Origin of the sequence: Actinoplanes flavus, assembly GCF_017592555.1 — a bacterium.
Taxonomy (GTDB): Bacteria; Actinomycetota; Actinomycetes; order Mycobacteriales; family Micromonosporaceae; genus Actinoplanes; species Actinoplanes flavus.
The window spans coordinates 1-21,728 of the sequence record NZ_JAGFNS010000051.1; the positions used below are offsets into that span (position 1 = coordinate 1).

19 protein-coding genes and 2 pseudogenes are annotated in these 21,728 nt (G+C 72.1%); 10 read left to right on the top strand and 11 right to left on the bottom strand.

Translation table 11 applies throughout. The annotated features are described in order from the left end of the window. Positions 1–104 (top strand): annotated as a pseudogene (locus tag J5X75_RS45180) (IS5 family transposase); the annotation flags it as partial. A 19-nt stretch (positions 105–123) separates the two neighbouring features. On the opposite strand, the gene J5X75_RS45185 reads toward J5X75_RS45180, so the two are convergent. Further along, entirely contained in the window at positions 124–624 is a 501-nt protein-coding gene (locus J5X75_RS45185; protein ID WP_208473275.1) for a MarR family winged helix-turn-helix transcriptional regulator, read from the bottom strand. 68 nt (positions 625–692) lie between these two features. On the opposite strand from J5X75_RS45185, the gene J5X75_RS41760 reads away from it, so the two are divergent. After that, positions 693–1,874 (top strand): amidohydrolase family protein, encoded by a 1,182-nt coding sequence (locus tag J5X75_RS41760; protein WP_208473276.1) that lies wholly within the window; start codon positions 693–695, stop codon positions 1,872–1,874. A 38-nt stretch (positions 1,875–1,912) separates the two neighbouring features. On the opposite strand, the gene J5X75_RS41765 is transcribed toward J5X75_RS41760, so the two are convergent. Both J5X75_RS41765 and J5X75_RS41770 read right to left on the bottom strand, forming a co-directional pair. Further along, positions 1,913–3,778: a glycosyltransferase family 2 protein gene (locus J5X75_RS41765; RefSeq protein ID WP_307798622.1), complete on the bottom strand. Its 1,866-nt coding sequence runs from the start codon at positions 3,776–3,778 to the stop codon at positions 1,913–1,915. A 100-nt stretch (positions 3,779–3,878) separates the two neighbouring features. Then, on the bottom strand, positions 3,879–4,031 hold the full coding sequence (locus J5X75_RS41770) for a hypothetical protein (RefSeq protein WP_208473278.1): 153 nt from the start codon (positions 4,029–4,031) through the stop codon (positions 3,879–3,881). A 55-nt stretch (positions 4,032–4,086) separates the two neighbouring features. Here J5X75_RS41770 and J5X75_RS41775 point away from each other — a divergent pair, with 55 nt between their 5' ends. Continuing rightward, positions 4,087–4,515 carry a PPOX class F420-dependent oxidoreductase gene (locus J5X75_RS41775; RefSeq protein WP_208473279.1) on the top strand — a complete coding sequence of 143 codons (429 nt, stop codon included), beginning with the start codon at positions 4,087–4,089 and terminating at the stop codon, positions 4,513–4,515. 37 nt (positions 4,516–4,552) lie between these two features. On the opposite strand, the gene J5X75_RS41780 is transcribed toward J5X75_RS41775, so the two are convergent. The 3 genes from J5X75_RS41780 to J5X75_RS41790 all read right to left on the bottom strand — a co-directional run bounded on the left by J5X75_RS41780 (position 4,553) and on the right by J5X75_RS41790 (position 9,751). After that, positions 4,553–5,566 (bottom strand): glycoside hydrolase family 26 protein, encoded by a 1,014-nt coding sequence (locus J5X75_RS41780; protein WP_238490922.1) that lies wholly within the window; start codon positions 5,564–5,566, stop codon positions 4,553–4,555. Between the two features lie 360 nt (positions 5,567–5,926). Next, positions 5,927–9,097, bottom strand: a complete 3,171-nt coding sequence (locus tag J5X75_RS41785; RefSeq protein WP_208473280.1) for an NACHT domain-containing protein — start codon at positions 9,095–9,097, stop codon at positions 5,927–5,929. Between the two features lie 24 nt (positions 9,098–9,121). Continuing rightward, entirely contained in the window at positions 9,122–9,751 is a 630-nt protein-coding gene (locus J5X75_RS41790; RefSeq protein WP_307798623.1) for a TetR/AcrR family transcriptional regulator, read from the bottom strand. Between the two features lie 64 nt (positions 9,752–9,815). Here J5X75_RS41790 and J5X75_RS41795 point away from each other — a divergent pair, with 64 nt between their 5' ends. Next, a complete protein-coding gene (locus tag J5X75_RS41795; protein WP_208473282.1) occupies positions 9,816–10,751 on the top strand; it encodes an LLM class F420-dependent oxidoreductase in 936 nt (311 codons plus the stop codon). On the opposite strand, the gene J5X75_RS41800 is transcribed toward J5X75_RS41795, so the two are convergent. After that, positions 10,748–12,775, bottom strand: coding sequence for a sensor histidine kinase (locus J5X75_RS41800; protein WP_307798625.1), 2,028 nt, complete (start codon positions 12,773–12,775; stop codon positions 10,748–10,750). The two genes, J5X75_RS41795 and J5X75_RS41800, sit on opposite strands and share 4 nt — an antisense overlap. 128 nt (positions 12,776–12,903) lie before the next feature. Here J5X75_RS41800 and J5X75_RS41805 point away from each other — a divergent pair. After that, positions 12,904–13,955: pseudogene (locus tag J5X75_RS41805) on the top strand (MerR family transcriptional regulator). 328 nt (positions 13,956–14,283) lie between these two features. Further along, positions 14,284–14,889: a DivIVA domain-containing protein gene (locus J5X75_RS41810; RefSeq protein WP_208473283.1), complete on the top strand. Its 606-nt coding sequence runs from the start codon at positions 14,284–14,286 to the stop codon at positions 14,887–14,889. Positions 14,890–15,048: 159 nt separating this feature from the next. On the opposite strand, the gene J5X75_RS41815 is transcribed toward J5X75_RS41810, so the two are convergent. The 3 genes from J5X75_RS41815 to J5X75_RS41825 form a co-directional block, all read right to left on the bottom strand. Next, a complete protein-coding gene (locus tag J5X75_RS41815; protein WP_208473284.1) occupies positions 15,049–15,843 on the bottom strand; it encodes an SAM-dependent methyltransferase in 795 nt (264 codons plus the stop codon). A 132-nt stretch (positions 15,844–15,975) separates the two neighbouring features. Beyond that, positions 15,976–16,689: an ABC transporter permease gene (locus tag J5X75_RS41820; protein WP_208473285.1), complete on the bottom strand. Its 714-nt coding sequence runs from the start codon at positions 16,687–16,689 to the stop codon at positions 15,976–15,978. Then, positions 16,686–17,297: an ABC transporter ATP-binding protein gene (locus J5X75_RS41825; protein ID WP_208473286.1), complete on the bottom strand. Its 612-nt coding sequence runs from the start codon at positions 17,295–17,297 to the stop codon at positions 16,686–16,688. Before J5X75_RS41825 ends, J5X75_RS41820 begins: the two co-directional genes overlap by 4 nt. Positions 17,298–17,412: 115 nt before the next feature. On the opposite strand from J5X75_RS41825, the gene J5X75_RS41830 reads away from it, so the two are divergent. The 4 genes from J5X75_RS41830 (at position 17,413) to J5X75_RS41845 (ending at position 20,792) form a co-directional block, all read left to right on the top strand. After that, on the top strand, positions 17,413–18,486 hold the full coding sequence (locus J5X75_RS41830; protein WP_208473287.1) for a sensor histidine kinase: 1,074 nt from the start codon (positions 17,413–17,415) through the stop codon (positions 18,484–18,486). After that, complete coding sequence (locus tag J5X75_RS41835; protein ID WP_208473288.1) at positions 18,483–19,085, top strand: response regulator transcription factor; 603 nt, start codon at positions 18,483–18,485, stop codon at positions 19,083–19,085. The genes J5X75_RS41830 and J5X75_RS41835 overlap by 4 nt, the downstream gene beginning before the upstream one ends. Before the next feature lie 78 nt (positions 19,086–19,163). Beyond that, complete coding sequence (locus tag J5X75_RS41840) at positions 19,164–19,520, top strand: hypothetical protein (RefSeq protein ID WP_208473289.1); 357 nt, start codon at positions 19,164–19,166, stop codon at positions 19,518–19,520. A gap of 96 nt (positions 19,521–19,616) precedes the next feature. Next, entirely contained in the window at positions 19,617–20,792 is a 1,176-nt protein-coding gene (locus J5X75_RS41845) for an endonuclease (RefSeq protein ID WP_208473290.1), read from the top strand. 51 nt (positions 20,793–20,843) lie between these two features. Here J5X75_RS41845 and J5X75_RS41850 read toward each other — a convergent pair whose 3' ends face one another. Further along, the gene (locus J5X75_RS41850; protein ID WP_208473291.1) at positions 20,844–21,698 is read right to left on the bottom strand and encodes an alpha/beta hydrolase; all 855 of its coding nucleotides are present in this window, start codon (positions 21,696–21,698) and stop codon (positions 20,844–20,846) included. Positions 21,699–21,728 lie beyond the last annotated feature (30 nt).

The following is a 21,728-nucleotide window of genomic DNA, read 5'->3' on the forward strand; positions in this document are numbered from 1 at the left end:
TCGCCCGGCTCAAGCGCCACCGCGGCGTGGCCACCCGCTACGACAAGTTGGCCGTCCGATTCCAGGCCGTCCTAACCATCACGGTCATCTGCGAGTGGCTCTGACCGGCTTATGAAACACGCCTTAGTCGGCCGTGTCGCCGAGCGCGATCAGGATCGTTCGTAGGGCGTCGATGGTGGCGCGGGTGGTCTCCGGGGGGATGTGTCGCAGCAGGGCCGCCTGGGCCGCGCTGGCCGCGCGGACCGCCTCCTCGGCCCTGGTGACGCCGGTGGGGGAGAGGCGCACCCAGGAGCTGCGGGCGTCGGACGGGTCGGGATCGCGCTCGATGAGACCGGCCAGGGTGAGCCGGCGCAGCACGTTGCTGGTGCCGCCGGAGGTGAGGGCCAGACGCTGGGTGAGGACGGACGGCCGCAGCCGGTAGGGCTCGCCCGCGGCGCGCAGCACGGCCAGGATGTCGTACTCCGCCTTGGTCAGGCCGAGCCTCGCCAGTTTCGCCTCGGCCGGGGCGTTGAGCAGTGCGGACAGCCGGGCCGCCCGCTTGCTGATCTCGAGTTCCGCACCGACGGCGCCGGGGAGCTCCGCGTCCCACGCCCCGGCGATGTCGTCCACCACGTCCCTGGCCACCGGATCATCCTACTTGCGCCGAACAAAGCTTTCTGGATACCTTTTTGAAAAGCTTTCTAGGGGGAGACATGGATCTTGTGATCAATGGCGGCCGCCTGATCACCGGCGAGCGGGCCGATGTGCTCGTGGACGACGGCCGGATCGTGGCGGTGGGGGTGTTCCCGGCCGTGGCGGCGCACGAGGTGATCGACGCCGACGGGCTGGTGATCGCGCCCGGCCTGGTCGACAGCCACCAGCACGTGGCGCAGGCGCCGCTGCGCGGCATCGGCGCGGACATGACGCTCGCTGACTATCTCGCCACCGTTCTCGGCCGGCTCCTTCCGGCGTACGGGCCGGACGACGCCCACCACGCCACCCTGCTCGGCGCGGCCGAGGCCCTGAACGCGGGCATCACCACCGTCCTCGACTTCTGCAACGTCACCCGGACACCCGAGCACACCGACGCGGTGCTGGCCGCCTACGAGACGGCCGGCATCCGGGCCGTGGTGGGGCACAACAACCCGGCCGACGTGGCCGACGTGCGGCGGGTGGCCGGGCTGCGCGGGCGGGTCACCGGCGCGCTGGCGATCAACGGTCCCGGGTTCGGCGACTGGGCGGACACCGTCCGCGAGATCCGGCTGGGCCGGGAGCTGGGCATGCTGGTCACCCTGCACGCGGGCGGCGGACCCGGCGGACCGCTGCGCCGGCTCCACGACGAGGACCTGCTCGGCCCGCACCTGCACCTGGTCCACGTCAACGGGCTGACCGGCGAGGAGGCGAAACTGCTGGCCGGCACCGGGACCGGGGTCACCGTCACGCCACTGGTCGAAGCGACCATGGGGCACGGGGTGTCGGCCTACAGCACCTTCGCGGGCGCCGGCGGGCGGGCCGGCCTGGGCGTCGACGTCGTGGTCGACGCGCCGGCGGACCTGTTCGAGCCGTTGCGGGACACGCTCCGGTCGCACCGGCTCGCCACCGGCGTCATGCATCCGGCCGGCGGCGTTCTGAGCGCGGCCACCGTCGACAGCGCCGCCGCCATCGGGCTCGGCGACCGGATCGGGACGATCGCGCCGGGCCGCCGGGCCGATCTGATCCTGCTCGACGGCCTGGGACACCTGCCGGACGGGCCGGGACTGGCCGGAGCGGTGGTCACCACCGTGGGGCCGGGCGACGTCCGTACCGTGATCGTCGACGGCCGGATCGTGAAACGCGACGGTGAGCTCGTCGGTCTCGACCTCCGGCGCCTGCGCCGGACAGGACGAAGGCGGTGACCCGGTCCGGGTCACCGCCTTCGCCCATCCGCGTACCGCTAGGCGGCGGCCCGGACCGCCTCGTCCAGCTGGACGGGCGTCACGTAGCCGGCCTCCACGGCCAGGTCGCCGAGTTTCCGCCACGGGCCCTCGGTGATGACCTGCCGGTCCAGAAGCTCGCCGAGCTGCGACTCGTCGAGCAGCCCGGCGGCCATCAGCCGCTCGCCGACGTGCTTGCGCGCGGTGACCGGGCGGCCCTGCGAGCGCCGGCCCAGGACCAGGTGGGCCACCGGGGCCAGGCAGGTGACGATGGTCAGCAGCGCCCAGAAGTACAGCGACAGGAACGTGTGACCCAGCGCGATTCCGGCCACCATGAAGACGGCGCTCAGAACCGCCCAGCCCAGGTGCGGCCGGAAGGTGCGCCACGTGTCACCGGTCGCCGCCTTGCCCTTCGGGGTGACCACGTAGGCCAGTGGCCGTCCGGCCAGCTGGGCGGCCGCCGCGGCCAGGTAGACCGGCGCGGTGGCCAGCTCCAGCGCCATCCCGGACAGGCCCCACGAACGGCGCTCGTGGGCGACCAGGTTGAACCGGCGGGTGAACTGGACGAACGCCAGCCCGAACGCGATGTTGGCCAGGAACAGGGCGGCCCACAGCACGCCGGGCAGCCGGGTGAAGGTGATCCCGCCGACCAGGTAGAGGCCGGTCAGGAAGATGCCGCTGACCCAGGAGATCGCGGTGGTGGGGTAGTGGGTCTGCAACGCGGCGAAGGACAGCCGCTGGCTCACCTTCGGCAGCCGGCGCAGGACGGCCGGCGAGTGGCCGCGGGCGATCTCCCAGATGCCGTACGCCCACCGCTTCTGCTGGCTGAAGAAGTCCGAGTACGTCGCCGGGCCCTCGCCGACCGCGATGATGTCCGGCGTGTAGACGCCGCGCCAGGTGCTGCCGGTCGCCGGGTTGACCGCTCCGAAGATCACCATCGAGGTGAGGTGGTCCTCGATGATCGAGTCCTGATAGCCGTCGATCTGCTTGAACGCGGCCGGCCGGTACAGGTGGTTGGTGCCGATCAGCAGCGGCGCGCCGCGCCCGTTGCCGCCACGCTGGATCACCCCGTGGAACAGGTACGCCAGTTCGGCCGCGCCCCGGGCCACGAACGACTCGGTGAGGTTCGCGTACACCTGCGGGGCGACCACGAACCCGGTGTCCGGGTCGGCGAAGTAGCCGAGCGTGCGCTCCAGGAAGTTCGGGTACGGCACGTGGTCCGGGTCCATCTGCGCGACCACGTCGTAGTCACTCTCGTGCGCCGACCGCCAGGCGTTGTGGTTGCCGTGCTTGGTGCGCGCCCGGTACGGGCCGGACTCCTGGTTCCACTCCGGGCGCCCCTTGCGGCTGAAGTGGCGTACGCCGAGCCGCTCGCACCGGCGCCGTACCTCCGGGTCGTCGCCCTCGTCGAGCAGCCAGACGTCGAGCACGCCGTCGTGCCGGATCCGCTTCATCGCCCGCAGCGTGGCCATGACCAGCTCGACCGGTTCCTTGCCGGGGACGATCGTGGTGAGCACGGCCACCCGCATGCCGCGCGGCGGCGTCATCGGGATCGGGTCGCGAGCCCGGGCCGCGAAGAACGTCAGCGCGCAGGTGCGCAGCCCGACGATGATCTGCATGATCACCATCACCACGAGACCGGTCACGGTGAGCGCGGCCATCACCGGGTTCAGCCCGTCGACCACCGGCAGGTTGCCCGGCAGCAGCAGGTACACCCCGAGCACGACGGCCACGGCGACGTGCGCCACACCGAGCAGGCGCAGCGTCCAGTCGTCGCGGCGCGAATAGGCCGGCCGGTACAGGACCCGGCCTCCGGTCGGCCGCAGCGGCCCGGTGATCTCGGTGGCCGTTCGGCCGTAGAGGGCACCGGATATGCGTCTTTCCACCAGTTGTTCGGTCACATGTCTCCCCGTTCTCGATCGTCGGGCCACCATCGGCGGGGAATCCGGGGATCGGAGGGGAATCGTCAGCCGGCCGCCCAGCGGATCAGTAGCCGTCGTCGATCACGTGCCCGGTGCGGCCGTAGTCGTTCACGATCGCCGCGTACTCCGCGTCCCTCTTCTCGGCGGGCCGCATCAGGTGCGGGCAGACGCGGCTGCCACCGGCGAATCCCGCGTGCCCGCAGGCGAGCGTCTCCACCCGGCTGAGTGTGCCTGACCCACGCCGCGGCCGTCTTCCGGGCAGAATGCGGGTTGTGGCACAGACGATGAGCGAGCCGGAGTGGCGGGAGTTCCTCACCGCGGGGACGCGGACCGGGAAGCTGGCGACGATCCGGGCGGACGGGTCACCGCACGTGGTGCCGGTGTGGTTCGTGCTGGACGGCGGCGACCTGGTGTTCAACACCGGCGCGTCGTCGGTGAAGGGCCGGAATCTGGCCAGGGATCCGCGGGCCGCGCTCAGCGTGGACGAGGAGACCCCGCCGTACGCGTTCGTCACCGTGCGGGGAAGCGTGACCGTCAGCACGGATCTGGACGACATGCGGGTCTGGTCGACCCGGATCGCGCACCGGTACATGGGCGCCGACCTGGCCGACCGTTACGGCGCCCGCAACGCGGTCGAGGGTGAGCTGCTGGTCCGCCTGCGGATCGAGCATGTGGTCGCGTTCGGTGGCGTCGCCGACTGAGCCGCCACCCCGGGGTGGGGTGGCGGCTCAATGACTGTCAGGCGAGCTTGACGTTGAAGATCGGGTTGGCGGCGAGCTTGCGGAAGGAGGCGAGGCTGGCCGGGGTGCTGTTGATGCTGATGTCGCGGTTGCCCTGGTCGTCGGCCTTGGTGTCGAAGTGCACGATCGCCTTGATCGCGGGCCGCTTCTTCAGCTCCGGCAGGACACTGTTGTAGACCGCGGACTTGTCGGTCTTCTTACCGATCCGGTGGTAGCCACCCCACTCGGCGATCATCAGCGGCTTGTTCTTGTGCTTGGTCGTCGCCCACTCGTAGAAACCGGGGCCACCGTTCTTCGGCTTACGGTCGAGCAGGTCGGCGAACGTGCCGTAGTGGTAGTAGCCCTTCTCCACACTGACGTAGGAGTCCAGGCCGATCCAGTCCACCACGTCGTCGCCCGGGTACAGGTCCTTCCACCACGACTGGGCCATCCACTTCTCGTTACCCATGTACGCCATCACGTTCACGACGTTGTCGACGCCCTGCGCCTCCAGACGCTGGATGGTGTGCCGGTACATGGCCGCGAAGTCCTTGGCCTCCCAGCCCGAGCCCTTCTTCGGCTTGACGTCGTTCTCCGGCTCGTGGTTGAGCACCAGGAACACCTGCTTGTCGTACGCCTTGATCCGCTTGGCGAACGCGTCGATCCGCTTATCCTGCTCGCCCTTGGCGACCTTCGCCCACGACGAGCCGTAGGCGACCTTCCAGTTGAGCAGCAGCACCCGCGGGTTGGCCGGGTCCTGGGTCATGGCGATCTCGGCCTTGGTGGGGAACGCCTCGTCGCCCTTGTGGTAGGTGTGGAAGATCGTCGCGGTCCGCCCGGACAGCTTCTCCCAGTTCTTGTGCTCCAGGTCACGCGGCTTGCTGGTGAACCCACCAGCCGCACCACCCCACAGCACCCCGCAGGACGGGACCAGGTTGGCGTCGGTCACACACTGGGTCTTGGCCGGAGCCGCCTGCGCGGCGACCGGAGCCACGACAGCGGCAGTGGCGGTACCCGCGAATACGGCGGTCAAGGCTGTCAGCATCATCGGCAGCTTGGCGCGTCGCAAAACAATCTCCCCCGTTTGTCCGGCACGTTGTCGGCCGGGCATGGGAAAGAGATTCCAGGGCGGGCGTTGCACCTCCAGTGCCCGAACCGGTGCCGGGCGGTTGCGACCGTCCAGGCCCCGGGTCGAACGACTCGCCACGGGTAATCGGCCGGCTCAGGGACGGGTTTACCGAAGTGAGCGGGCGGAGATGGACCACCGATCTGCGCCCGGCGGTCGCGGCACAGGCGTGCGCGGGCAGATGCTCGCGTGGCGCCGCCGGGACGGCCGGAGATGCGGTCGGGGGCGGCGGACGCCGTACCGGAAAACGGTTTTGATCTTCTGGGTCTAGTTCTCGACCAGCAGCCGGCGCATCGCCACGACCAGGTGGCCGGCGATGACCAGGACCTGGCGCCGTTCGTCGGTGAGCCCGGCCATCCCGTCGATCCAGGGACGCAGCCCGGCGGCCACCTCGTGCAGCACCTCGGGGGTGCGGGCCAGGACGTCCGCGCCGGCCGGCCAGCGATCGCCCCAGATCAGCGCCCCGGCCAGCAGGGCCGCGAAACCCGGGCTCTCCACCGGGACCTGGGCCAGGTACGCCGTGGTCTCCGGCCGGTCACCCAGTTCCGGGTACTGGGCGGCCAGCAGGGAGCGCGGCCACCAGTCCGGCGACACCCGGGCCTCCACCGCGAACGGGTCGAGGGCGGTCACGTCGGAGACCCGGAACAGCTCGGGGCTGTGCGCCACGTGCGCGGCCAGCAGCGCCCGGCTGTAGCGGTGGGCGCGACCGGTCTGGATCAGTCCGCTGACGGTACGGCGGCCGTCCCAGAACGCCTCCGGGTCGACGTAGGCGCGGGCGGCCTGCCCGAGCGCCTCGATCTCGCGGTCCGAGCTCTCGATCGCGTACTCGTTGCCGACCGCGCCGTGGCCGGCGTTGAGGACCACCGCGTCGATGCGGGACAGGGCCAGCCACTCGGTGTGCACGGCCGGCTGCGCGGCGGTCGCGCCGCCCCGGGTGATGGCCCAGTCCGGCTCGCTCTCCGGGGAGATGGTGTCCAGGAACTCCACGTCCAGGTAGCCCTGCCAGAGGCGGACCAGCCGGGTCCACCAGTCGTTCGAGTCGTCCGGCGGCGGCACGATCGAGGCGAGCGTCACCGGGTCGCTCTCCACGTGCAGCAGGAGCAGCAGCAGATTGGCCGTGTAGATCGCGTACCGCTCCATGTAGGTGCCGGTGGACGGCGAGTAGGTGCCGTAGCGGCCGCGGTCCCAGCGGTCCTCGGCCTCGCGCAGCAGCACGCGCAGGATGTCACCGGCCCGGCGGGCGCCCTCCGGGTCGGCGTGCAGCTGCTCGATGAACGGCAGCACCGACGAGCCGCCGGAGTTCAGCGTCTGGTGTGACAGCAGCGCGTAGAGGCGGTCGTCGTCCCAGTTCTGGGAGGACGGGCGGTCCCGGGAGCGCCACAGCTCGGCGAGTTCGGTCATCACGAAGTAGGCGATCAGGTACTCGCCGAAGGTGGCGTGCAGGAACTCGTAGCTGCGCCCCTCCACCCCCTCGTCGACCTCGGAGGCGTGGATGAAGAAGAACCGGCCGAGGACCCGCCGGGCCGCGCTCAGCGCCCCGCCGCGCCGCGCATGTTGCCGCTGCCGGGGCGCCGGGTCGAGGGCCTGGAGGTCCTCCAGCAGGGTCTGCTCCTCGATGTAGTGCTTGCCCCGGTTGAACATGCCGAACGCCGCGATGCCGAGCCGCCACAGCTCGGCCTGGATCCCGGCCTCGTCGCCGGCGCGCGCCGGGCTGTCCGGCTTGTTCAGCTCCCGCTCGATGAACCGGCGCAGGATGGCGCCGTAGATCTGCGCCGGGGTGGAGTCCTGCTGCATGGGCGGCAGCCCGTTGGCGGCGCCGTGCAGCACCAGCAGCAGCAACAGCAGCGGCTGGCGGGCGATGTCGCCGTAGGACAGCACGGACGTCGGTGACGGGATGCCGGCCAGCCCGCTGGGCCCCAGGTACGGGTTCGCCCGCTCCCAGATCCCCAGCCACGCCCCGACCTGCTCGGTGCTGAAGTCCTCCAGCTTGATGACCAGGCAGCCCTCCGGGATCCGGGCCAGGTCGGCCACCAGGGTGCGGGAGGTGACGATGACCGCGACCGGCCGGGACGCGAGCCGTTCGATCCGCTGGAACTCGACCACGTTCTGCAGATAGTTCGACTCGGCGGTGCCGGACGCCTGCATGAACTCGTCGAGCCCGTCGATGAACAGCACCCGGGTCGCGTCGGCGGACGCGTCGCTCAGCTCGGCCCAGGAGACCCGCCCGTTGGTGGCCTTGCCGAGCACCGCGGCCACCTGCTGGTAGACGGGCGCGCTCGGGTCCGGCACCTGGCGCAGCGGGATCCGGGCGGCGGTGAAGGCGTCGCTGCCGGAGAGCCGGGCCGCGCACACCTTGGTGAACATGCTCTTGCCCGAGCCGGGGTGGCCGAGCACCACGAGCGGACGTTCGTGGCTGCGCGGGGAGGAGAAGTAGGCGGCCAGGAAGGCGTCCAGGTCACCGCCGAGCGGGGTGCGCTTCTCCCACCACGACTCGTCGGCCGGGGCCGCCGCGTCGGTCATCACCATCCACCGGTACGCGGGGCTGAGGTATCCGTCCTCGATGGCCGGCACCCGCAGCGCCGGAAGATCGTCGGACACCCCGGCGGCGACCAGCGGCTCGCGCAGGGCCGCCCGGTTGAACTCGGTCACGAACCGGCGCACCTGACCGGCCTGCTCCCGGCCGGCCCCGGCCAGCGACACCATCAGGCGCTCCAGCCGGGCCAGCGACTCCACCGCCCGCCCGGCGGTGACCTGGGTGGCGTGGTGTTCGCCGAGCATCGTCCAGATCTCGAACTCGCGGACGTCGGCGGCCAGCAGTTTGTACTCGGCGTCGTACCGGCGGACCGCCCGGCCGACGATATCCTCGATCAGTGGCTGCACCGGGCTCAGCACCTCGGCCCGCTCCCAGACGGCGAAGTTCTGGAAGAACCGGACGCACAGCACGGCCAGCTCCCGGTAGCGCGGGGCGATCACGGTGTCGCGGGTGGCCCGGAATCCGCAGCCGGCCCACGGCAGCGGGATCGCGAGGGTGGTGACCATCTGGGTCAGCTGCTCCTGGGCCGGTCCGGCGGCGGCCCGGTCGGTGAGGCGGCGTTTGTCCTCTTCGGTCAGCCCGATCCGGTCGTACACCGGGCCGACGGTCTCCCGGACGGCGGCGAAGAACGCCCCGTACGCCAGCGCGGTGTGTGTCGCGGCGAGGACGTCGGCGCGTTCCGGGGATCGGCCGCCGCGCAGCCGTTCGCGGCCCGCCGCGACCAGCTTGCCGAGCAGGCCGACCACCTCGTTCTTCTGGTCGACCCAGCCCCAGGCGGCGAGCCCGGCCGGCCCGGCGGCGATCACGCCCACGCCGAGCAGGGTGCCCAGGGTGCCGATCCAGCCGTCGTCCGGGCCGGACAGGATCGTGCGCGCGCCTTCCAGACTGTAGGGAGAGGCAGCCATTCGACCCCGTCCGCCGCAGTGAGATCAGTCGATCTGGACGATCTGATTCGAACACCCGGTTTCCGGCGTGGTCAAGACCATCCGGGCGGCCTCGACGGCGCGGGCCGCGATCTGGTCGGCGCTGATGTCGTTGCGGGAGAAGAAGCCGTCCGACCACAGCGTGGTGTAGCCGTGCGCCACCGCGATCATCGCCTCCACCAGCAGGACGGCGTCCTGGTACGAGGTCGTGCCGGTGGCCGAGGCCAGGTCGAGCATGGTGGTCATCAGGGCGCGGGTGTGCTCACGGCGCTCGTCGTCGGCCAGCGGGTACAGCTCAGGTGCGTAGATCACCTGGAGCCCGGCGCCGGTGCGGGCGACATACCGAACATAGGCGCCGGCCGCGGCGGCCAGCCGGTCGGCCGGGTCGGTTCCGGCCTCGTCGGCGGCGACCTCGACGGTGGTACGCAGGTCGCGTGCCGCGGCGGCGGAGACCGCGCTGAGCAGGTGGCCCCGGTCGGGGAAGTGCCGGTACGGCGCCGCCGAGCTGACCCCCAGGCGGCGGGCCACGGCGGCGACCGAGAAACGCTGGAGCCCGCACTCGGCGAGCACCTCGAAGCTGGCCGCGATCAGGGCCGCGCGCAGATCGCCGTGGTGGTACCCGCGATTCGCCGACACCCTTGCCTCCATGTGAGTAGGCTCTTACATTAGCAAGTAAGAGACCACTTACATTGGAGACGGCGTGAGCATCCGGCTCGGCTACCAGATTCCCAACTTCACCTATCCCGGTCCGGCCGGGGAGCTGTTCGACACGGTCGTGGCGCAGGCCCGCGAGGCCGAGGCGTCCGGCTTCGACACGGTTCTGGTGATGGACCACCTCTACCAGCTGCCGGGCATCGGCCCCGCGGAGAACGCGATGCTGGAGGCCTACACGACGCTCGGCGCGCTGGCCACGGCCACCTCCACGATCCAGCTGTCCACGCTGGTCACCGGGAACACGTACCGTAATCCCGCGCTTCTCGCCAAGACCGTGACCACACTCGACGTGGTCTCCAAAGGCCGGGCCGTCCTCGGCATCGGGGCCGGCTGGTTCGAGCGCGAGCACCACGACTACGGCTTCGAGTTCGGCACCTTCGGCGAGCGGTTCGAGCGGCTCGAGGAGGCGCTGCAGATCATCACGCCGATGCTGAAGGGCGAGCCGGCCACCCTCGACGGGAAGTGGTACACGGCCCGCGGCGCCATGAACAACCCGCGGGTCCGGGAGCACATCCCGGTCATGCTGGGCGGCAGCGGCGAGCGCAAGACGTTCCGGCTGGCCGCGCGGTTCGCCGACCACATGAACATCATCTGCGACGTCGACGACCTGCCCCACAAGGTCGCCGTGCTGCGAGAGCGCTGCGCCGAGATCGGCCGCGACCCGGCCACCCTGGCCACCAGCTACCTGGTGATGGGAATGGTCGGCGAGACCGAGCAGGAGGTCAAGGAGCTGGGCGAGAGCATCCCCGAGGACCGCCGCAACCGCGCCTTCCTGGGCACCGCCGAGCAGGTCGCCGAGCAGCTGCACGAGCGGGTGCTGGGCGCCGGCATCGACGGCATCACCATCAACCTGATCCGTAACGGTCACCGTCCGGGCGTGGTCGCGCAGGTGGGCGCGGCCCTCAAGCCCCTGGTCGGTTAGGGCTTCCCACTCTCGTCGAGGACGGGGAGGCGTACGCAGACGACGGTGCCGGCGGGCCGGCGCTGGCGCAGGCTGATCTCTCCGCCGTGCAGGTGGACGATGGTACGGGCCCGGGTCAGCCCCAACCCGAAACCCGGGATGCCCTGATGGCGGACGTTGCCGGCCCGGTAGAAGCGGTTGAAGACCCGGTCCCGTTCCGGCTCCGGGGTGCCGATGCCGGCGTCGGCGACGCACAGCTCGGCGAGGTGGTCGACGGCCCGCAGGGTCACGTGCACGTCGCCACCGGCCGGGCTGAACTTCAGCGCGTTGGAGAGCAGGTCGTCGACGGCCTGCCGCAACCGTACGGCGTCGCCGTCGGCCCGCAGCCGCTCCGGCAGGTCGGCGTGCAGCCCGACCCCGGTCTCGGCGGCGCGCGGCCGGTACGCCGTCACCGCCTCGGCCACCACCGCCGCCAGATCGACCGTCGCCCGGTGGAGCGCCTGATGGCCGGAGTCGAGCGCGGCCAGATCCAGCAGGGTGTCGACGATCCGCTGGAGCACCGCGGTGTTGCGGGCGACGGCGGCCAGCATCTGCCGCTGCTCGTCGTCGAGCCCGGTCGCCTCCTCGGCCAGCATCGTGGCGTTGGCACTGATCGAGGTGAGCGGGGTCCGCAGCTCGTGGCCGACCAGGTCGAGGAAGTCGTTCTGTGAGCGGGTCAGCTGCCGGGCCAGCTCCTCGGCGCGGCGCAGGGCCACGTAGACGCCGATCTGCGCGGTGATGCCGTCGAGCAGCAGGGTGAACAGGTCCTCGTGCACCTCGGGGGAGGCGGCGTAGCAGGTCAGGACGCCGAGCACGATGCCGCCGTCGCGGATCGGGACGGCCAGTACGGTACGGATGCCGTGCCGCGCGCACATCTCGACCCGTTCCCGCTCGTGGGCGGTGACCAGGCCGGCGTGCCGGCCGATGTCGGCGACCCAGAGGGGCTCGCCGGACTCCCAGACCCGGCCGCTGATGCCGCGCCCGCGAATCGGGTCGTGCCCGAAGAAGCCGTCCGTGTCCTCGCCGTCGGTGGTGTAGCCGGCCACCGATCGCAGGCTCCCGGACGTCTCGTCGACCAGGTACAGCTCGGCCCTGGGCCAGCCGAGCGCGCCGGTGACGGCCCGCAGGATGGCCGGCGCCGCCTCGGCGATCGACGTCGAGTGGCGCAGCGCCTGCTCCACCTCGCGGTGGCAGACGCGGAACCGCTCGGCGTGCCGTTGCACGGTGATCTCGTGGGCGGCGGCGACCGCGCCGAGCCGGCGGCCGTCGCGGCCGGTGATCGGCTGCGCGGTGGTGGCGAAGACGCGGCTGCGCCGGCCCGGAACCCGGATCACGATGTCCTCGGCGGCGAGCCGTTCGCCGCGCCAGGCCCGCATGAGCGGAGTCTGCTCCCAGGCCAGTGGATTCAGGTTGACGTCGAAGAGGTGCTGCGGATGGGTGGTGGACACGTCGGCGGGCACCGGACCGTCCTCGGGGTCGCCGTGCATCCGGCGCATCTCCCGGTTGACCAGGATGACCCGGCCGGTGTCGTCGCAGGCGATCACCCCGGCGGTGAGGCTGTCGAGCAGGGCGGTCAGGAACGCGTTGTGGCGTTCCGCGGCGTCCTCGGCGGCCGCCAGCGACGACACATCCGTCAGGAAGACGCAGGCCAGTGGCCCGGCCGAGCCGTGCACCACGGACATCGCGGCCCGGGTCTCCAGGCGCCGCCCGTCGCGGTGCCGGACGGTGAGCTCGCGGATGACCGGGCGGGTCGGCCGGCCGGTGAAGAGCCGGTTCAGGGCGGCGCTGATCGGCTCGTCACCGTACTCCGGCCGGCACGGGGTGTCGTCCAGGTGGCGGCCGCACACCTCGGCCGCGGCCATGCCGAGCAGTTCCTCGGCCGCCCGGTTGAAACCGCGTACCACGCCCTGCGGATCGACGGCGAGGACCGCCTCCTGAACGCTGTCCAGCAGCGCCGCGCTGTCCAGGGTCGCGAGCGGGGGGAGGTCGTCGTTCCGGTCCGCCACCGCAGCTCACCTCTGTCGTCTCGGCACTCACGGCGGGCGCACGAGTGTCCACGACAATCTTGTCAAAACGTAAGCACCGGCAAAGGGGAAAAGATGGCCGGGAAGGGCCGGTGTGCGGAGGTGGACGGGTGGGGCTGTTGACGATCGGTGCGTTCGCCCGTGCCGTCCGGATGACACCGAAGGCGCTGCGGCTCTACGACGAACTGGGCCTGCTTCCGCCGGCCGCGGTCGACCCGAGTCCGGATACCGGTTCTACCACCCGGACCAGCGGGAACGGGCGCTGCTGATCGGCCGGTTGCGCCGGATCGGCATGCCCCTGGCCGCCATCCGCACGGTGTGTGACCGGGACCCGCGGGTGGTCGCCGAGGCCGTCACCGCCCACTGGGGCCGGGTCGCCGCCGACACCGCCGACCGGGCCCGGGAGGTCACCGCCCTCGTCGGGGAGCTGTCCCGGACCGGACACGCCGCGGGCGTCCCGGGGATCCGTCGCGCCGCCCGTACCGATCGGGGCGCCGTCCGGGACAGCGACGAGGACGTCGCCTACGCCGGCGACCGGCTGCTGGCCGTCGCCGACGGCATCCGCGGAGCCGGTGGGGCGGCCGCCGCACGGGCCGCCGTCGCCGCCCTCGAACCCCTCGAGGCGCTGGACCGGCCGGCCGGCGAACTGCTCGCCGTGCTGGCCGCCGCGATCGACGGCATCGACGAGACGGTACGCGGGCTCGGCTCCGGCGACGACCAGCCGGCCACCACACTGACCGCGATGCTGCGGCACGGCGATCGGCTGGCCCTCGTGCACGTCGGGGACACCCGCGCCTACCTGCTGCGCGGCGGCGAGCTGAGCCTGCTGACCCGGGACCACACGTGGGTCCGCGACGAGGTGGACCGCGGCCGGCTCACCCCGGAGCGGGCCGCGGCCCATCCGCGGCGGGCCCTGCTCAGCCGGGCCCTCGGCGGTGGCCGTCCGGTCGAGGCCGACCTGGCGTTGCGGACCGCTCTGCCCGGCGACCGCTACCTGCTCTGCTCCGACGGCCTGTCCAGCGTCGTGCCCCCGGCCGCGCTGCGCGACACCCTCGCCACGGAGTCCGGCTGCGGGCCGGCGGTGGACCGGCTGATCGAGCTGGCGTACGCGGCCGGCGCCCCCGACAACATCGCCTGCGTGGTGGCCGACCTGATCCACTGACTGTCGGTTCTGCTGTGGTGGAGCGTTGGTGGTTCAACTCTCGGCCGGCAGGCGGAACGCGCGGTCAGCGGGGGTGGGAGCGACCCGCGATCACTGTGGGGAGCTCTTCCGGATACGTGGTGTTGACATTGATGGGAGGGTCGCGTCTACTTCGTGACGACGCGTTTTGGTGGGCTTCGTCACTGCGCGTCGTTCGGACACCTTGACGCCCCTGCGGAGGCACGTGTTGCGCACGACCTGAAGCGACCGTCCGAAGGTCCTATGGGAACGTGCACACCCCGCTCCGACTGTCGTCCACGTGCTTCCGGTGAGAAAGGTGGACCCCTCCGTGTCACTCACCCCCGCCGACGTCGGCAAGATCGAGTTTCGGGAGCCTCCGGCCGGCGGGCGCGGATATCACGAGGGTGAGGTCAACCGGTTCCTCGACGACGTGGCCGGGGAGATGCAGCGGCTCGCCGCCGAGAACCGGGCGCTCGCGGAACGGCTCGAATACGACGACCTGGCCGGTCACCTGCGCAAACTGGAACGCAAATGTGCCCGCGCGCAGGCGCGGGCGGCCGCCCTGCGAGCCGAGCTGGAACAGGCGCGGGCCGCGGCCGCGCCGGTGCCCGCCACCCCGGTCTCACCGCACCTGTTGCGCCTGGCCCAGCGCACCGCCGACGATTATGTGGCCGAGGCCCGGCGGGAGGCGAGCGAGCTGCTGAAGAAAGCGTCCGTCGAGGCGAGCCTGGTGGTCAGCGACGCGGAGCTGCGGGCCTCCACGATCGTCGCCGACGCCCGGCACGCGCACGCCGAACGGGTCAACAGCCTGGACGGCAAACGGGCGCGGGCGCTGGCCCGGATCGAGGAACTCGGCGAGGAGGCCCGTCGGCGGCGCGAGGCTCTGGCCGGGGACGTCGCCTATCGGCTGCGGCGGATGGACGGCACCCACTGACCGTGCGCCGCGCGGCTGGCGCTGCGCGGCACGACGATCGCCGAGACGCTTACCGAACTGCTCGGCGACGTCGAGGTGGAGGCGTGCCCGCGGGCCGCCGGGCTCCTGCCCGGCGACCTCGCGGCGCTCCGGGAGCGGCTGCTCACCGATGGAGAACGGTCACTCCTTGACGGCGACGCCGCAGTACTGGTTCACGTCGACGTCGCCGGTGTGTGCGTCCGGCCGCCACCGGTTGCACGGGACGACGCCCGGCTCCAGCAGTGTCAGGCCGTCGAAGAAGGCGGTGATCTCCTTGGCGCTGCGGTACTTGATCTTCGGGGTGCCGCGCTCGTTCCAGAAGTCGACGATCCGGTTCGCCTCGGCCGTGTTGATGTCGTAGCAGCCGTGCGCGATGGCCAGGTAGCTGCCGGTGGGCACCGCGTCGACCAGGCGGCGCACCACCTCGTACGCCGTGTCGTCGTCGCGCAGGAAGTGCACGATGCCGAGCAGGGTCAGCGCGATCGGCTGGGAGAAGTCGAGGGTCTGCCGGGCGGCCCGCAGGATCTCGTCCGGGTCGTTCAGGTCGGCCTCGACGTAGTTGGTCTCACCCTCCGCCGAACCGGACAGCAGCGCCCGGGCGTGCACCAGCACCAGCGGATCGTTGTCGACGTAGACCACCTTGGTCTCCGGTGCGACGTCCTGCGCCACCTGGTGGGTGTTGTCGGCGGTCGGCAGGCCGGTGCCGATGTCCAGAATCTGGCGGATGCCACCGTCGCGGACCATGTGCTCGACCGAGCGGCGCAGGAACCGGCGGTCCTCCCGGGCCAGGGTGACGATCGACGGCAGCATCCCGGCGATCGCGTCACCGGCCTCCCGGTCCGGCTGGAAGTTGTCCTTGCCGCCGAGCCAGTAGTTCCACAGCCGTGCCGAGTGCGGGGTGCTGGTGTCCAGGTTCTGCCCGGCCCTGTCCGCCACGAGCGGCTCCTCTAGTCCACAGTGATCATCGAAGGCCTCCTATCATGCCAGGATTCCGGCCGGTACGGCCACGGGGCACCCCGGCGAGTCGACGACCGGCTCCGGTGCACCCCGCGCCGGGACCCGCCGGGCTCAGCGCCGTGGATCCCAGACGAAGACCCGGGTGGCCGCCGCGACCGCCGGCACCGCCGTGACGAGCAGCAGCGCCGTCACCACCGGCCACCCGTCCGCGCCGGGCACCCGCCAGGCGATCCGGGCCAGCTGGGTGATCGCGGCCCCGGGCAGCAGCGTCATCGCCCAGCCGACGTCGGCCGCCGGGGTGCGGGCCACCCACAGCGCGCCGCCGAGGAACACCAGCGCGATCGGCGTGGTCGTCAGCTGCGCCAGTTCCGGCGCCGAGGTGACGGCCGCGGTCAGGGCGGCCAGCGCGCCGGCCGTCACGATTCCGGCCAGGACGGCCGGCACCAGCGGGCCGGGCCGGATCCCGCGCAGGTCCAGGGCGGCCGACAGCAGCAGCACCTGGGCCAGGGTCAGCACCGCGGGCGGGGTCAGGACGGCGGCCAGGATCGCCGTGTCGGAGGCGCCGCTGCCACGCAACCGGCGCAGCACGTTCTGCTGCCGGCGCGACGCCAGGGTGGTGGTGCCGGAGACGTACGCGGTGAGCGTGATCAGCGTGACCAGCAGCAGCCCGGCGGCCGTTCCCGGTCCGGCCCGCCCGGTGTCCGCCTCCGCCGCGAGGATCAGCCCGCCGAGCGCCAGCGGCAGCACCGCACCCATCGCCAGGGCGAACGCGCTGCGGCGCAGCATGGTGAACTCAGCGCCGGCGATCAGCAGCCAGGCCCTCATCGCAGCACCCCGCCGTCCATGATCACGATCCGGTCGGCGTGCCCCGCCGCCTCTTCCGGATAGTGGGTGCTGACCAGGATCGACGTGCCGGCGTCGCGCTGTTCCCGCAGCAGCTTCCAGGTCCGGGCCCGGGAGTCCGGGTCGAGCCCGGAGGTCGGCTCGTCGAGCAGCAGCAACCGTGGCCGTCCGCACAGGGCGACGGCCAGATCCAGGCGGCGCCGCTCTCCGCCGGACAGCAACCGCACCCGCAGTCCGGCGCGGTGCTCCAGGTCCACCGCGCCGAGCAGGTCACCGCTGACCGGGCGGCGGTGCAGGCGCAGCCACAACCGCAGCGTCTCGGCCACCGTGAGATCCGGCGCCAGGCCGCTGTCCTGCGGGACCACGCCCACCTCGGTGGCGAGGCGGCGGCGTTCGGCGTACGGATCCCGGCCCAGCACCCGGATCGTGCCACCGGCCGGTCGCCGGTGCCCGAGCAGCAACTCCATGGTGGTGGTCTTCCCGGCGCCGTTCACGCCCACCAGGGCGACCATCTCCCCGGCAGCAACGTCGAGATCAACACCGCGAGGGCCGTACGCGAACCGCAGCCCCCGGCACGAAACAGCATTCATGCCGTCGACTATCAGCGCCGGCCCGCCCGGGTCGTAGTGTCAGGCGCACACCGGCCCGCATGACAGATGTCATCGATTCCCGCGTCCCGGCCGGATCGAACCGCATCATGGTGGCGTGACATCACTGCGCCGCTTCACCTGGTACACCCTGCTCGCCTGCCTGGCCGGCGTTGTGCTGCTCGTCGTCTTCGAAGTACCGGGCACCACGGCACGGGCCGTCGTGTTCGCCGTGGTGGCGCCGGTGTGCCTGGTCGCCGGCCGGCTCCTGGCCGCACCGGTCCTCGGCACGCCACCGCCACCGGCCGCCGTGACGATCGCCGCCGCGGCGGGCGCGGCGGGCCTCCTGCTGTACTCGCGGATCGACGGTGCGGGCGGATTCCCGTGGGTGCTGCCGTTGGCCGCCGTGCTTGCCGGCGTGCCCCGTGCGCTGTGGCCGGCCGGCCTGGCGCTGGGGTTCGCCGCCTCCCTGGCCGGTGGCCGGCACGACCTCGGCGGCGCCCTTTCCGACACCGCCATCGCGGCCCTGTGCACGGCCTCGCTCTACGCCCAGATCTGGATCTGCACCGTCGCGGAACGCCTCGACCGGGCCCGCCACACCGAGCGGACCACCGCGGTCACCGGCGAGCGCCGCCGGTTCGCCGCCGAACTGCACGACATCCAGGGCCACAATCTGCAGGTCATCGCGCTGAAGAGTGAACTGGCCGAACGGCTCGCCGCCACCGACCCGGTCCGTGCCGCCGAACAGATGCGCGAGGTGCAGGAACTGGCCCGGCAGGCGCTGGGCGACACCCGGGAGCTGGTCCGCGGCTACCGGTCGGTGTCCCTGGACACCGAGATCGCCAATGCGGCCAGAGTCCTCGACGCCGCCGGGATCCGGTCATCGATCTCGCTGCCGCCCGATCCGCCGGTCCTCCCACCGGCCGTGGAGAACCTGCTCGGCCTGGTCGTGCGCGAGTGCACCACCAACGTGCTGCGGCACAGCACGGCCGCCCGCTGCGAGATCGCGCTGACCGGCGACGTGGCGCTGCGGTTCGTCAACGACAACCCGATCGACGGCCCGGACGGACCGGCGGGCGGCCTGGCCGGGCTCCGCGACCGGCTCACGGCCGCCGGTGGCAGTCTGCGATTCCGGCGTACGGACGGCGAGTTCACCGTGACGGCGGCCCTGCCGGTGGCGGCGGCCCGGTGATCCGGCTGCTTCTCGCCGACGACGAGGGCCTGATCCGGGGCGCCCTCGCCGCCCTGCTGGCCCTGGAACCGGACCTGACCGTGGTGGGTGAGGCCGCCGACAGTGTGACCGCGGTCCAGGTGGCTCTGCGGGAACGCCCGGATCTCGCGGTCCTCGACCTGGAGATGCCGCCCGGTGACGGGTTACGGGCGGCCACCGAGATCCGGTCGAAGCTCGGCATCCCGGTGGTCCTGGTGACCCGCCATGCCCGCCCGGCCGTGCTGCGCCGGGCCCTGGCCGCCGGGGTCGCCGGGTTCGTACCGAAGACCACCCCGGCCGCCCGCCTCGCCGAGATCATCCGGACCGTGCACTCCGGCCGCCGCTACGTGGACCCGGAGATCGCGGCGAGCGCCCTGACCGAGGACGCGTGCCCCCTCACCGACCGTGAGCTGGAGATCCTGGCCGTGGTCCGCGGTGGCGCGCCGATCGCCGAGGTGGCCGCCGCCGTGCACCTGGCCCCCGGCACGGTCCGCAACTATCTCTCCGCGGCGATGGCCAAGCTCGGCGCCGACACCCGCCACGCGGCCGCCCACCACGCCTGGCAGCAGGGCTGGATCTGAACGCCACATCCGGCGGCGGAGGAGGTGGTGGTCACGCTCGGCTGACGGTCTTGATCATGTGTGGTTGGATCCCGGGCTGTGACGACACCGACCGCAGCGGCGCAGCCCGGCTGGTTCACCCGGGAGCGCTACGGCACCCCCGCGACGGTGGGGATCGCCGTGCTGGCCCTCCTCGGCCTGCTGATCTTCGCCGCCTACACGCTGTCCGAGGGTGGCCACCTGATGTCGAGCGCCTGCATCGGCGACACCGGCCAGATGGTCTGCCCGATCGACGGCCCGGACTGGGTCCGCCCGGTGCCCGGCGCCGCCGTGCTCCTGGGCCTGCTGGCGGGCCTGGCCGGTTCCGCCGTGGGCCGCCCGCTGCGCCGCCCCGGCCTGGTCGCCGGCTTCGTGTGGGTGACCGTCGCTCTGATCCTCACCCGGGTGGCCGGGTAGCGCCGCGAGGGATGACCGAAGTGGTATGGGCCCGCCGCGCATCGGTTCGTTCACACTGAGAGCTGTCTATACAGCCTGGTGAACGGAGCTCCCCCCATGCCCGCTCCCACCGTCCATCGGCGCATCCTGGCGCTGCTGATACCGGTCCTCGCCGGCCTGCTGGTCGCCTCCGTCACGGTGCTCCGGGCGCCGTCGGCGGCGGCCGCCGCACCGCTGACGGTCGCCCAGGCGATCAGCGGCCAGGGCGGGACCGGCACCGTCGTCGGCTACATCGTCGGCGAACCCACCGCCACCGACACCGTCCGGTTCAGCTCCTTCCTCGGCGACACGGCCCTGGCCATCGCCGACAGCGCGACCGAGACCAGTACCAGCCGGATGCTGTACGTCCAGATCACCAGCTCCTACCGCTCGGCGTTCGGGCTGGCCGGCAACCCGTCGAACATCGGCCGGACGCTCACCGTCACCGGCACGCTGACCGCCTACTTCGCGCACGCCGGCCTCAAGTCGCCGACCGCCATGACGTTCGGCGCCACGGCCACGACCAGCCCGACCGCCACGGCCGGCCCGACGGCCTCCAGCAGCACCGACACCTACTACGCGGCGGCGCTCGGCAAATCCGGGTCCAGCCTGAGGTCGGCGCTGCACACGATCATCTCGACCGGGGTCACCACGATGTCGTACGACGCGGTCTGGAACGCCTTGAAGGTCACCGACCAGGACCCGGCGAACTCGGCGAACGTGATCCTGCTGTATTCCGGGATCAGCCGGTCCAAGACCCTCAACGGCGGGGCGACCGGCAACTGGAACCGGGAGCACGTGTGGCCGCAGTCGCACGGTGACTTCGGCACCGCCAACGGTCCCGGCACCGACCTGCACCACCTGCGGCCCGAGGACGTCACGATCAACGCGCTGCGCGGCAACAAGGACTTCGACACGGGCGGCACCGCGGTCTCCGGCGCCACCGGCAACTACACCGACGCCGACTCGTGGGAGCCGCGCGCCGCGATCAAGGGCGACGTGGCCCGGATGGTGTTCTACATGGCGGTGCGCTACGAGGGCGGCGACTCGTGGGCGAACCTGGAGCTCAACAACTCGACCGCGAACGGCTCGAACCCGTACCTCGGAAAGCTCTCCACCCTGCTGGCGTGGCACACGCAGGACCCGCCGTCGGCGGCCGAGCGGACCCGCAACCAGGTCGTCTACGCGAGTTACCAGCACAACCGGAACCCGTTCATCGACCACCCCGAGTGGGCGGCCTCGATCTTCGGGTGAGCCCGGCCCCCCGGAGCGGCCACCGTCGACCCGGCGGTGGCCGCTTCCCCGTCATGCCGGGGCGGAGAGGTGCCGGTGCAGGAACGCCGCCGCCGACTCGGCCGCCCGGGTGACGTGCGGCTCCACGTCGTACAGGTCGATGTGCTCCGTCGCGTCCAGCCAGACCAGTTCCTTCGGGCCGGGCGCCGCGTCGTACGCCGCCTCGGCGAGTTCCGGGGAGCAGTAGGCGTCGACGCGGCCGTGCACGATCAGCAGCGGGGTGGAACCCAGCAGCGGGGCGGCGCCGAGGGCGTCCAGGGTCATCAGCGAGTGCAGGGAGCCGTAGGTGACCCGGTTCTCCCAGTGGCCGGCGGTGCCCCGGGCGGTGCCGTAGTAGGCGTACGGCTCGTCGCCGCCCATGGCCGCCGTGCCACCGCCGGGCGCGACGGCGGGCAGCTCCTCGTCGTACCGGTCGATGAAGGACCGGATCGCCGCGCGATAGCCCTCCGGATCGCCGGCGCTGAACCGGGCCGGGCTGTTGTACGCCCCGGCGATCCCCACCACCGCCCGGATGCGCGGATCGGTGGCGGCGGCCCGCACCGCGTAGCCGCCGCCGAGGCACACCCCGACCACCGCCACCCGGTCGGTGTGCTCGCCGAGCAGGCTCACGGCGGCCCGCAGGTCGGACAGTTTGCCCTGGCTGTCCTCATGCGCCCGGCGGCCGCCGCTCTCCCCGAACCCGCGGTGGTCGAACGCCAGCGTGGTGAACCCGCGGTCGTGCAGCAGCGCCGCGTAGGTGCCGACGACCTGTTCCTTGACTCCGGTGAACGGCCCGGTCAGCACCACCCCGGGCGCTCCGTCCGCGGCGACCGACAGGTTTCCGGCGAGGGCGATCCCGTCGGCGGTGAACGTGACCTGTTTCGACATGCGGCGCTTCCCCTTCGACGTCCGTCGTTG

Bases quoted from the DNA above. Each gene is read 5' to 3' on its own strand.
- J5X75_RS41760 (WP_208473276.1), top strand. From the start codon at position 693: ATGGATCTTGTGATCAATGGCGGCCGCCTGATCACCGGCGAGCGGGCC.
- J5X75_RS41785 (WP_208473280.1), bottom strand. From the start codon at position 9,097: ATGGCTGCCTCTCCCTACAGTCTGGAAGGCGCGCGCACGATCCTGTCC.
- J5X75_RS41820 (WP_208473285.1), bottom strand. From the start codon at position 16,689: ATGAGGGCCTGGCTGCTGATCGCCGGCGCTGAGTTCACCATGCTGCGC.
- J5X75_RS41825 (WP_208473286.1), bottom strand. From the start codon at position 17,297: ATGAATGCTGTTTCGTGCCGGGGGCTGCGGTTCGCGTACGGCCCTCGC.
- J5X75_RS41845 (WP_208473290.1), top strand. From the start codon at position 19,617: ATGCCCGCTCCCACCGTCCATCGGCGCATCCTGGCGCTGCTGATACCG.
- J5X75_RS41850 (WP_208473291.1), bottom strand. From the start codon at position 21,698: ATGTCGAAACAGGTCACGTTCACCGCCGACGGGATCGCCCTCGCCGGA.